General features: G+C 33.0%; 10 protein-coding genes and 1 pseudogene. 10 read left to right on the top strand and 1 reads right to left on the bottom strand.

Going from position 1 to position 11,824, the window contains the following annotated elements; genetic code table 11:
* Positions 1-41 precede the first annotated feature (41 nt).
* The 5 genes from BHF71_RS03395 (at position 42) to BHF71_RS03375 (ending at position 5,040) form a co-directional block, all read left to right on the top strand.
* A complete protein-coding gene (locus BHF71_RS03395; protein ID WP_069656268.1) occupies positions 42-1,274 on the top strand; it encodes a flippase in 1,233 nt (410 codons plus the stop codon).
* Between the two features lie 36 nt (positions 1,275-1,310).
* Complete coding sequence (cysQ, locus tag BHF71_RS03390; protein WP_069656267.1) at positions 1,311-2,132, top strand: 3'(2'),5'-bisphosphate nucleotidase CysQ; 822 nt, start codon at positions 1,311-1,313, stop codon at positions 2,130-2,132.
* A 258-nt stretch (positions 2,133-2,390) separates the two neighbouring features.
* Positions 2,391-3,377, top strand: coding sequence for a UDP-glucose 4-epimerase GalE (gene galE, locus BHF71_RS03385; protein WP_069656266.1), 987 nt, complete (start codon positions 2,391-2,393; stop codon positions 3,375-3,377).
* A gap of 45 nt (positions 3,378-3,422) precedes the next feature.
* Positions 3,423-4,337 carry a UTP--glucose-1-phosphate uridylyltransferase GalU gene (gene galU / locus BHF71_RS03380; protein ID WP_069656265.1) on the top strand — a complete coding sequence of 305 codons (915 nt, stop codon included), beginning with the start codon at positions 3,423-3,425 and terminating at the stop codon, positions 4,335-4,337.
* 34 nt (positions 4,338-4,371) lie between these two features.
* Positions 4,372-5,040 carry a hypothetical protein gene (locus BHF71_RS03375; protein ID WP_069656264.1) on the top strand — a complete coding sequence of 223 codons (669 nt, stop codon included), beginning with the start codon at positions 4,372-4,374 and terminating at the stop codon, positions 5,038-5,040.
* Positions 5,041-5,046: 6 nt separating this feature from the next.
* Here the strand turns inward: BHF71_RS03375 and BHF71_RS03370 are convergent.
* Positions 5,047-5,340, bottom strand: a pseudogene (locus BHF71_RS03370) (VanZ family protein); the annotation flags it as partial.
* Positions 5,341-5,660: 320 nt separating this feature from the next.
* On the opposite strand from BHF71_RS03370, the gene BHF71_RS03365 reads away from it, so the two are divergent.
* The 5 genes from BHF71_RS03365 to BHF71_RS03345 all read left to right on the top strand — a co-directional run bounded on the left by BHF71_RS03365 (position 5,661) and on the right by BHF71_RS03345 (position 11,671).
* The gene (locus BHF71_RS03365) at positions 5,661-6,620 is read left to right on the top strand and encodes an LCP family protein (RefSeq protein WP_069656262.1); all 960 of its coding nucleotides are present in this window, start codon (positions 5,661-5,663) and stop codon (positions 6,618-6,620) included.
* An 18-nt stretch (positions 6,621-6,638) separates the two neighbouring features.
* Positions 6,639-8,633, top strand: a complete 1,995-nt coding sequence (locus BHF71_RS03360) for a DUF5693 family protein (RefSeq protein ID WP_069656261.1) — start codon at positions 6,639-6,641, stop codon at positions 8,631-8,633.
* Positions 8,630-9,715 carry a polysaccharide pyruvyl transferase CsaB gene (gene csaB, locus BHF71_RS03355; RefSeq protein ID WP_176717298.1) on the top strand — a complete coding sequence of 362 codons (1,086 nt, stop codon included), beginning with the start codon at positions 8,630-8,632 and terminating at the stop codon, positions 9,713-9,715. Before BHF71_RS03360 ends, csaB begins: the two co-directional genes overlap by 4 nt.
* Positions 9,716-9,779: 64 nt before the next feature.
* Positions 9,780-10,544 carry a WecB/TagA/CpsF family glycosyltransferase gene (locus BHF71_RS03350; protein WP_069656259.1) on the top strand — a complete coding sequence of 255 codons (765 nt, stop codon included), beginning with the start codon at positions 9,780-9,782 and terminating at the stop codon, positions 10,542-10,544.
* Positions 10,545-10,603: 59 nt separating this feature from the next.
* Positions 10,604-11,671: a glycosyltransferase family 4 protein gene (locus BHF71_RS03345; RefSeq protein WP_069656258.1), complete on the top strand. Its 1,068-nt coding sequence runs from the start codon at positions 10,604-10,606 to the stop codon at positions 11,669-11,671.
* Positions 11,672-11,824 lie beyond the last annotated feature (153 nt).

Here is an 11,824-nt window from a genome sequence, read left to right as displayed (position 1 = left end):
TTGTATTAGATAAAATATATTTTGTGGTAGGGGTTAAGGATTTGATTAGAGTAAATTTATTTGAAAAGTTTCTTATAAATAATCACTTTATAAAAAAAATAATAGAATCTTTTTTCGGAAAAGTATCATATGTATTGTTTACTATGATTTTTTCGTTAGTTGCTACTAGATTATATGGTGTAGAAGCGTTTGGTGAATACACATATGCTTTTACACTAGTATCTTTTATTATGATTTTCGCAAAAGCTGGATTGGATAATGGTCTGATCTATTATATCCCTAAGAATGGGAATAAGTATGTGAGTCTGAGTTTTTTTATCAACGCAATTTTATCGCTTCTGTTAGTAGTATTAACATTTTATTTTATTACAGATAGTTTTGTTCGATTGATGTTACCATTAGTATGGTTGCTTTCAATGGAACAGATTTATTTTGGTGTTTATCGCGCAACAGGAAAAATTAAAGAATATTATTTTGTTAATGGATTTATTTCTATATTGTTACGAATCTTATTAGTAATAGTCTTTTATTTTTTTATTGGAAAAAATGCTAAAAGTATAGCTTTAGGTGTTTATTTTTCATTTATCTTTTCAATTGCTATTTATTTTTACCAGAATAAAGATAGATTTAATAAAATTGTTTATGATAAGACTTTTTTACGATATTCGTTCCCTCTGGTTATTGCTGCTATTATGGGAGTTATGATGGATCGAATAGATATTATAATGCTTGGAACGATGATAGATAAGAAAAGCGTTGGGATCTACCAAATAGCAGTACAAGTTGCTAACCTTACTTCGGTAATTTTAGTCATATTTAATACTGTTTTTGCTCCTCAAATCTCTTCACTTTATCATAAGGGAAAACTTGAAGAATTAAGAAAAATTTATATGCAATCCACACGTATATTAAGTTTAATATCTTTGGTAGCGTTAATTTTCATAGTGATTTTTAGTAAATATATTTTGCTAGTATTTGGTGAAGATATCGTAGCAGGGCAATTTGCTTTAGTATTAAGGAGTATAGGTCAATTTATTAATGCTGCAGTAGGAAGTGTATGGTTAATGCTTGCCATGACAGGTAAACCTAAATTACAGATGTATGGGAACTTTACTGCAAGTGTAATAAATATTGTTTTAAATTTTTTACTCATCCCGAGGTACGGTATAAATGGAGCAGCATTTGCAAGTATGATTGCAATAGGATTCGTTAACATTTTAGGGTATTTATTAGTATCTAGAGAATTTAAAGTAAAAGTGTATGGTGTTATTTAGTGTTGAAATTATAATAAAACTAAGGCAGGGTAAAGAATGTTAGAGAAAATTAATATATTTAATATTGTTCAAATCTCGATAAAAGCAGGTAATGAGATCATAAAAATTTATAATACAGATTTCAATATTGAAAGTAAACAAGATAAATCACCATTGACTTTAGCAGATAAACGTTCACATGAGTTGATAGCTAGTGAATTAAAACGATTATATCCAGAAATACCATTATTAAGTGAAGAGGGCAAGGGTATCTCTTATGATGAAAGAAAAAACTGGGATTATTTTTGGCTAGTAGATCCGTTGGACGGAACTAAGGAATTCATTAAGCGTAATGGAGAATTTACAGTAAATATTGCACTTATACATAGAAACAAACCCGTTATAGGTGTTATATACGCACCTGTATTAGATACAGTTTACTTTGCAAAGAAGGATTTAGGCTCATATAAGTTAACTAATTGTAAAGAGTTTTTGCTAAATGGTAGAGATATATTAAGTGATAAAGGATTAGTCAGCCATTCTATGAAACTTCCTATTTCAAAAGAAAAAGCAATAACCACTGTAATTGCTAGTCGTTCTCATATGTCAAAAGAAACTGAGGATTACATTAATAAATTACGAAAAGAAGTTGGTGAAGTAGAAATTATTTCGGCTGGAAGTTCTCTGAAACTATGTTATATTGCCGAAGGAAAAGCAGATGTTTATCCTAGGTTCGCTCCAACAATGGAGTGGGATACGGCTGCAGGACAAGCCATCGTTGAACAAGCAAATGGTATTGTTGTCGATGTTGAAACAAATGAAAAATTAGAATACAACAAAGAGAACCTACTAAATCCTTGGTTTATAGTTAAAAGGTAATAGTTTGTTTAGAATAGGGGTTAGTTTTGTTTATAAAATTCATAGAAACTAAAATTTTTAGTGGAACTAATCCAATATCAAGGGAAGGAATTATGCTTATCCTAGCAAAGAAGTATCTTACCTGTGAAATGACCATATATCTTTGACCAAAAAGCTATGTTAAATAGAGACATTATCCTAATAGATGAAGAAGATAAATTAAATTTTAAAGTCTGTAATTAGCTAAATAAATAATTTTAAGATGGAGGATAAATTTATATGTCAATACTAATAACAGGCGGAGCAGGTTATATCGGCTCTCATACATTAAGGTATTTTTTAGATAATAATGAAGATGTAATAGTAGTAGATAACTTACAAAGTGGACATAGAGAAGCTGCTCAAGTTAATAATTATTATCAAATAGATATAAGGAATAAAGAAGAATTAGATAAAGTGTTTAAGACTCATAATGTGGAAGCTGTTATTCATTTTGCAGCCAATTCTTTAGTTGGAGAAAGTATGGAAAAACCTTTTGAATATTACCATAATAATGTGTACGGTATGATGTGTTTATTGGAAGTTATGAAGAAAAATCATGTAAATAAAATAGTATTTTCATCAACTGCTGCTACATATGGAGAACCCAAAAACATTCCTATACTTGAATATGATGAAACAAATCCAACTAATACTTATGGTGAAACCAAATTGGCTATTGAAAAGATGATGAAGTGGTTTGATAGAGCCTATGGGATTAAATATGTTTCACTCAGATATTTTAATGCAGCAGGTGCCCATGAAAGTGGAGCAATAGGGGAAGCTCATAACCTTGAAACACATTTGATACCACTTATTCTTCAAGTACCGTTAGGAAAAAGAGAAAAAATATATATTTTTGGTGATGATTATCCTACAAATGATGGTACTTGCATCAGAGATTATATTCATGTAATGGATTTAGCAAAGGCCCATTATTTAGCATTGGAATATCTAAGAGAAGGAAATAAAAGTGATATTTTTAATCTTGGTAATGGTAATGGATATTCAGTAAAAGAAGTAATAGAAACAGCAAGAAAAGTAACAGGACATCCTATACCTGCTGAAGTAAAAGAAAGAAGACCTGGAGATCCAGCGATATTAATTGCTTCATCAGAAAAGGCTAAAATTATCTTAGGATGGAATCCTCGATTTGATTCATTAGAAAAAATTATTACTGATGCTTGGAACTGGCACAGTAATAATCCCAATGGGTATAGTGATTAATTGATAATGTAAAATTATTAGGATTTGGTTAGGGGGTAAATACCAATGAAAGTACGCAAAGCTATAATACCAGCAGCGGGACTAGGTACAAGATTTCTACCCGCAACAAAAGCTCAGCCTAAAGAAATGCTACCAATTGTTGATAAACCTACATTGCAATATATTATAGAAGAAGCAGTAGCATCAGGCATTGAAGAGATACTTATTGTAACTGGTAGAAATAAAAAATCCATAGAAGATCATTTCGATAAATCTATAGAATTAGAACTTGAATTAGAAAATAAAGGTAAACATGATTTATTAGCTGAAGTAAGAAAAATCTCAGATATGGTGAATATTCACTATATCCGTCAGAAGGAACCAAAAGGCTTAGGACATGCTATTTACTGTGCTAAGAGTTTTATAGGTAATGAACCTTTTGCTGTTCTTTTGGGTGATGACATTGTTCATGGAGATAAACCATGTTTGAAACAGCTGATTGAAGCTTATGACGAATATAAAACAACTATCCTAGGAGTACAGGAAGTAGCCAAGGAAGATGTAAGTAAATATGGTATTGTTGAAGGAAAGCACATAGAAGGAAGGGTTTATAAAGTAAATGATTTAGTAGAGAAACCATCTGTAGAAGAAGCTCCATCAAATGTAGCGATCCTTGGAAGATATATTTTAAACCCTGCTATTTTTGAGATACTTGAACATACGAAACCTGGTAAAGGTGGGGAGATTCAACTCACTGATGCCTTGAAAGAGTTAGCACACAGAGAAGCGATGTATGCATATAACTTTGAAGGAAAGAGATATGATGTAGGGAATAAATTAGGTTTTTTAGAGGCCACAGTGGAGTTTGCGTTGAGAAGAGAAGATTTAAGAGAGGATTTTCTCAATTATTTAGTAAGAGTTATTGAAAGAGAAGTAAAAGCTCCTGTACATAAAGAAGTAGCTATAAGTGAAGAAAACTAATTTATGAATATATTCGACATGGAGTGAGAAATAAATGAATATAGAAACAATTTCAATAGCCCTAGGTTCTTCTGTACTGGCATCTTTAGTAACAGCTTTATATACTATAAAAGTTAAAGACAAGGAGCATATTGCAAGGTATATAGTTGAAGAACGTCAAAACTGGCGAAAAGATATCAGAGAAAAGTCTGTTAAGTTTATCGAAGCAGAGCCATGTAATAAGGAAAAAATAATGTATGAATTACAAGTGCGTTTGAACCCACATGATAAACATGATAATGAGATAATCGAATTAATGAAAAATATCATTAAGAAGTGTGCAGATAATAATTGTAAGAAAAATAGTGAAAATGAAAATATTGTTGAAATGGAAGAAAAAGAGTTTATTTATAAGATTTCTGAACTTTTGAAAGAGGATTGGGAAAGAGCTAAACTAGAAGTCAAGACAGATGTGGGGAATCTTTACAAAGTTATTCACTTAAGTTATGTATTTCTTATATACTTTGTATATTACATATTCTGGGGAAAAGAAGTTATCGATTCTACAATTAACTCTGTGATAATTGCGATTTTAATATACTTTGGTGGATTATACTTAGCTAGATTTTTAATGAACAAAGGATCGATAGTTAAGCCAAGTTCTAAAAAGGGATTATTTAGATATATTAAAGAAATAGCTACTGAACATTACACCCGAGGTTAATGTTATTCACCGAAAATAGACTTTCTGAATAAACCTACTATACACCCACATCCCCAACAACACACCAATTCCATCAATACCAACATCCATCAATCTCCCATCTCTAAAACCCGTCAAGGATTGGTGATATTCATCAGAGATAGCATACATAATGGCGATCACAAAAGCAATTACATATGTGCTTTTAGGCATATGTGATTGCTTTCTTTTTTTCATTGCTCTAAGGATAAGTAAAGTTAGTATTAGATAAACTGTGACATGTCCTAATTTTCTTATTAGAAACATTGTATCCACAATATCACCTACCTTTCTATTATATTGGTAACGAAGAAAGGAAGTAGATAAAAGCCATCCATAATATAACCGGTCCCCAAGAAATTAGCCATTTCATAAATGATCCCTACCTTTTTTATTTTTCATTATTAACACCTCGAAAAAATTTAAACCACTTAGCTCAAATAAAAATTCCAAAAAAAGAAAGAAGAAATATCAAGATATTTAATGTAATATTAAGTATAGATTGATTAATTTGAGAAGAATAATGGTAATTAGAAACTTTTGGATTAAAAAAAAGTCTAATATATAATGTACTAATTGTTTAAGGCGAAGGTGGAGAAGATATGGACTCTCAAAATAAACAACGTTTAGAAAGAGTATTAAAATCTTTTTTGATCGTTATTTTAGCTATTATGACCGTTTTTGCTGTAGTAGTTGTTTATTTGTGGAATACATTAGATAATTCTTACCAAGAGGTTGAAAGAATACCTAACAATAATGAAAAAAATGTTGTTTCTAACGTAGATAAAAATGTATTAGAAGAACCCCTATCTATCCTATTATTAGGAGTGGATGGTAATAGAACTGAGGTTGGCCGTACCGATACGATTATGCTTATGGTTTTAAATCCAAAGGACAAATCAATTACCGAGGTTTCTTTGCCACGAGACACTTATACTGAAATCGTTGGTAAAGGATATAAGGATAAGGTTAATCATTCAATGCAGTATGGGATTCCAACAGTTATCGCAACTGTCGAGAATTTCTTCAATATTCCTATCGATTATTATGTTACAATTGATTTCAAAGGTTTTGAAAAGGTGATCGATACCATTGGTGGCATCGAAATAAATGTTGATAAGAGGATGAAATATACCGATGTGGCTGGTAATCTATATATAGACCTACAGCCTGGACTTCAAGTATTAAATGGTGAACAAGCATTAGGGTATGCTAGATTCCGACATGATAAGCTTGGGGATTTAGGACGGATTGAAAGACAGAAAAAAGTTATCAAAGCTGTCTTAGACAAAACTTTAGATATTCGTACTACAAAATATATTTTTGAGTTAATGAATATAGTGGGAGATCATTTAAAAACAGATATTCCTAAAGCGGATATGATTAAAATACTTACAACCTATCGAGATGCTACAAGTAATAATCTTAGTTCTCTTAAGGTAAATGGAGAGTCTAAGCGTTTTGGCGAACTTAACTTGTGGTATTATGTTGTAAGTGACCAAGAAAGGGCAAGATTACATGATCTACTTTCTGAAAAATTATCAAAAGGTCAAGGAGAATAGTGAAGGATAGGAGGACTTATGGAGAAGCTATTAAATAAAGCATTAATCGTTGTTGTTATAATTGGATTTATAGCATCGATCCTCTTGATTAATGAAAGAATAACTTGGGAAAAAACTGCAAACCAAGTCGAGCTTGTAATGGATTATGATGATATCTTTATCTTAGCAAATAACTCTGAAAATCCAGAGCAGGTTGAGGACGGGATTTTATCTGAAATCAATGGTGATGTAAAAAGTATTGCCATCTATGAAACAACTTTAGAACGATTAAAGTTAAGAGGTGAATATACTGGTGATGTTTGGGTGTATAGTGGAAAAGAATTGCTATCCCCATTAAACACCATTCAATTCGACTTTGATATTAATCCTTATCACACATATATATTATTTAAGAATAAAGAGTTAGAAAATGTTTGGACTCCATTAATAAAACAATTTCTCGCTAAAGAGGGAGAGGTTACTGAATTTACTTGGAATGGCTTCAATGGTTTGGAACTTGCTGTACCATATCGTCAAGTAAAGCAGCTTTCTTTGGGGATAGACCCAACATTGGTGGAAAAGGTTAAATCCTATGGTTTCAATGTTGTACCTAGAATCTCTAATAGTTACTCAGATAAAGAAAGAACATTAGCTTTAATAGAACAGGTTGTACAGTTTAAACCTACCTATATCATATTTCAAGGGGAAGAGGTAACTGGTTTTCCTTCCTACTTAAATGATGTAGCAAAGATATTGAATCTAAATCAAGTTGGGTTAGGGAATGTGGAATTAATCAAGGAACAAGCCGGAATTAAAAGTCTAGCCTTTGATTTAGCTTGGTCTAATATCTCTAGGGTTCATTCCCTGTCAGAAGGTACGATGAAACTTGTAAATAATCCTATGGATTTACAGGAACAGGTGGAGTTAGCGGTAACCGAGAGAAATATTCGGTTGATTTATATCCATGCCGTGATGACTTATAGTAACCACGTTCCTTTACAAAGTTTTGATTATATAACTCTTAAAGAATCTCCAGAAAAGATTATTGATAAAACGGTGTTTGTTATCGAAAATATAGCAAATCGTTTGCAACAAGAAGGTTTTACATTGGGAAAAGCCTCTGGATTTAGTTATCAGGAGAAAAGTTGGATGGGTACTGCCCGTTGGCTGACGCTTATTGCAGGTATAGCCATAATCAGTGTAATGGTTGCTATATTTTTCTCGTTTATGAAGTGGCCAGTATTTATCTTGGGAATGCTTGGAATAGTAATAGCTAAGGTTTTAGGGTTAGAATCACTATATTTCAAATTTGTTGCTTTGGCTACTGCAGTAGCTGTTCCTGTAATAGCTATCTACTATAGCTTACAACAATCAAAGGTGTATAATAAAAAGGTTTCCTTTATTCATATATTAAAGGTATATTTAATCACATCACTAATCAGCTTTTTTGGAGCATGGATTGTTGCTGCGATGTTCAGTCATGTTAAATATTCACTTTATTTAGATCAGTTTAGAGGGGTTTCTGTCCTTTATTTAGCCCCATTATTGCTTACATTAATATTGGTGATGTGGTCCTTTAATGAGCCATTAATTACCTGGTTGAAAGGTAATTTTAAAAATTATTATTTATTGATTCTAGGAATATTGGGCGGAATGATTCTTTATTATTTAGCACGTTCTGGTAATAGTGCTACTGTATCATCATTAGAATTAAGTTTTAGAAAAATGTTACAAACCTATTTAGATATTCGTCCTAGGACGAAGGAATTTCTTATCGGGTATCCTTTATTGCTATTTGGTCTTTACTTATCATATTATTATAAACGTGCTGCTTACCTATTGGTCGCAGCAGCTATGGGTCAACTATCTATTGTAAGTACCTTTACCCACCTTCATACACCGTTTGTTGTTTCAGTAATTCGTACGTTCCTTGGGTTAGGACTTGGATTGGTTGTGGGAATAATTCTAATCATCGGCTGGAATATCATAAAACCATTGTGGATTAAATTGGTTTCGGAGGTAAACTCGTTGTGAAAAGAGTATTGATATCTGGATATTATGGATTTGATAATGCGGGAGATGAAGCTGTATTACAGTCGATTATTGAGGCTTTAAAAAAGGAAGCACCCTTTATAAAACCAGTTGTTTTATCGGCCAATCCTGAAAAAACTGCAAAATTATATAAAGTTGAGGCTGTTCACCGCTTTCGTCTAATAGATATTTGGAAATCTATGAGGCAAGCAGATGGACTAATCAGTGGTGGAGGAAGTCTTTTGCAAGATGCAACGGGTAAGTTGACAATTCCCTATTATATGGGAATAATTCAATTGGCACAGTTATTGGGAAAGCCGACTTTTATTTATGCTCAAGGAATTGGTCCGGTTCATCGGAAGGGTTTTTATCCAGTAATCCGTTCAGGATTTAATAAGGCTAAATACATTTCAACTAGAGATCGGGAATCGGCAAAATTATTACAAGAAATGAAGATTTCAGCGGATAAAATAGATGTGGTAGTAGATCCGGTTTTAAATTTATCACCGATTACTAAGCAAAAAGTGCAAAAAATATTGCAGAAGGAAAAGATTGCAGCCTCACCTGTGTTAATATCGGTGCGTTTTTGGAAAAATAACACCAAATACTTGGACATAATAGCTCAAGTTGCCGATGAGTTAGTTAAAGCGGGGGAACAGGTGGTCTTTGTTCCAATGCATGAGCCGGTGGACCGTGAAGCTTCCCAATATGTGTTAAGCAAAATGGCCCAAGAAGCACAAATCCTGAATGAGTATGATGTTCGTACTTTAATGGGGATTATTGGGGAAAGTAAATTGATGATTGGAATGAGGTTACATGCTTTAATTATCGCTACGGCTATGGGTATTCCTAGTATTGGTATTTCATATGATCCCAAAATCGATCAGTTTTTAGCTCAGCTAAATCAGACTCCAGTAGGTACAACTGACGATTTAGATTTCAAAACATTATTAGATCAGGTAAAATATGTACTAGCCCATATAGAAGACAATCGTCAAGAAGTAGAGAAAAGGTTACCAGCTTTAAAAGAGCTGGCCTGGCGTCCTGCTAAAATGATTGCTCAATTTTACACAAAAAACAATTAAAATGAACTATCTGCAACTTTTTTCGAAGCAATACGTCTAAATAAAGAGAGTATGGTGTTAAATTATGCAAGAAAAACAACTGAAGTATCGAGATTTTCCTGTTTCTGTTATCATGGATGTTCCATTTTCCAAACTTAGTTTAACGGAAACAGAAGAGTATTTAACTAGAAGAATTTTATCTGGAAAGACTACACATGTTGTTACAGCTAATCCAGAAATCTTAATGTATGCCAATAATTCACCAGAATATAAAGGGATTTTACAATCTGCTGATATGGTAGTTCCGGATGGGATTGGTGTGGTTTATGCTTCAAGACTTCGTAATGACCCTGTTACGGAAAGAGTGGCCGGTTACGACCTATTGCATCGTTTGATGTCTCAAGCAGACCAACACCAGCTTAAAGTATATTTACTTGGAGCTAATGATGAGGTCAATAGGTTAGCATTTGAAAGGCTTGCTAATGATTATCCTAATGCCATCTTTGTTGGTAGACATCATGGTTACTTTAAGGATGGTTCAGATATTGAAGCGATGATCTTAAATGACATTGCAGAGAAAAAGCCAGATATCCTATTCGTTGCCTTAGGTTTCCCTAGACAGGAACTATGGATCAGTAAGCATCAGCCACAGCTAAAGATTCCTTTAGTCATGGGAGTTGGAGGAAGCTTCGATGTTTTATCTGGAAAGGTAAAACGCGCTCCAGTAATTTGGCAAAAGTTAGGATTAGAATGGTTGTATCGTTTAATTTCTATGCCTTCTAGATGGCGAAGAATGATGGTTCTTCCCCAGTTTTTAATAAAAGAAGTTCTTAGGAAACTAAAAAATTAACGTTTGTATAGATCTACAAGATAAAATCTGTGAGATAGGGGTGAAATACTATTAGCATTATATTATCAATCGGATTTATCATTTCATTATTATCCGCATTGTTTATTACACCGTTTGTAAAAAAAATAGCGATATATTGGGGAGCAGTAGATCAACCTAATCATCGCAAGGTTCATAGTAGAATCATGCCGCGTTTGGGAGGTTTAGCAATTTATTTAGCTTTTTTAATCTCCTTCCTGCTGATAGGTCCCAAAAACATTTTGACGTGGGGTATTTTAGCTGGTGGTACGATCATTGTCTTAACCGGAGCTTTGGATGATAGGTATCAATTATCACCCAAAGTGAAGTTATTAGGTCAGCTAATTGCGGCAATTGTAGTGGTAGCATCGGGATTAAAAGTTGAGTTTATTAATCTACCTTTTGATGGTATCTTCATCTTTGGCTGGCTAAGTATTCCGATTACGATTGTTTGGATTGTTGGTATATCCAATGCCATTAATTTAATAGATGGATTAGATGGTTTGGCTGCAGGAGTATCTGCAATAGCTACGGCAACGATTTTAATCATGTCGTTATTAATTGCTAACAATACTGTATCCTTACTTAGTGTAGCGTTGTTGGGAGCGATCATTGGTTTTCTCTTTTTTAACTTTCATCCAGCCAAGATTTTCATGGGTGATACAGGAGCATTGTTTTTAGGTTTCATGCTGGCTTCAATGTCTATCTTAGGCTTTAAATATGTTACTTTATTTGCTTTTGTAATGCCAATCTTGATTTTAGGAGTACCGATCTCAGATACCTTCTTTGCAATCGTTAGAAGAATGGTGCATAATAAGCCGATTTCCGAAGCCGATAAAAACCATTTACATCATCGTTTACTGCAATTGGGTTTATCTCATCGTCAAGCGGTTATCTTTATCTATTTTGTAAGTATGCTGTTTGGTGCTAGTGCCATCTATTTTAGCCAGGCTACCCTTTGGGGGGCACTATTGATCTTAGGATTGTTACTGTTAGCTTTAGAACTTTTTGTTGAAGCTATTGGTTTGGTGAGTAAGTCATACCGTCCGATTTTGGATAGTATTCGGAAAATATTTATCAAGAACGAGCAAAAACAAGAAAATCTTTAATCATTAAGTTTCTATACGTCCTGTCCAACATTTGGCAGGATGTTTTTTTATAACACTATAAACTTTTAAATAACTATCGCCGATATTACTATTAGGATACATATACAATAGTTCGGGAAAAAGATACGAACAATCAGTTGACAACGAGGGGAG

This window comes from Vulcanibacillus modesticaldus, from assembly GCF_001730235.1.
GTDB classification, from domain to species: Bacteria; Bacillota; Bacilli; order Tepidibacillales; family Tepidibacillaceae; genus Vulcanibacillus; species Vulcanibacillus modesticaldus.
The sequence above is the reverse complement of the archived record's forward strand: the minus strand, read 5'-3'. Positions and strand labels throughout refer to the sequence as shown.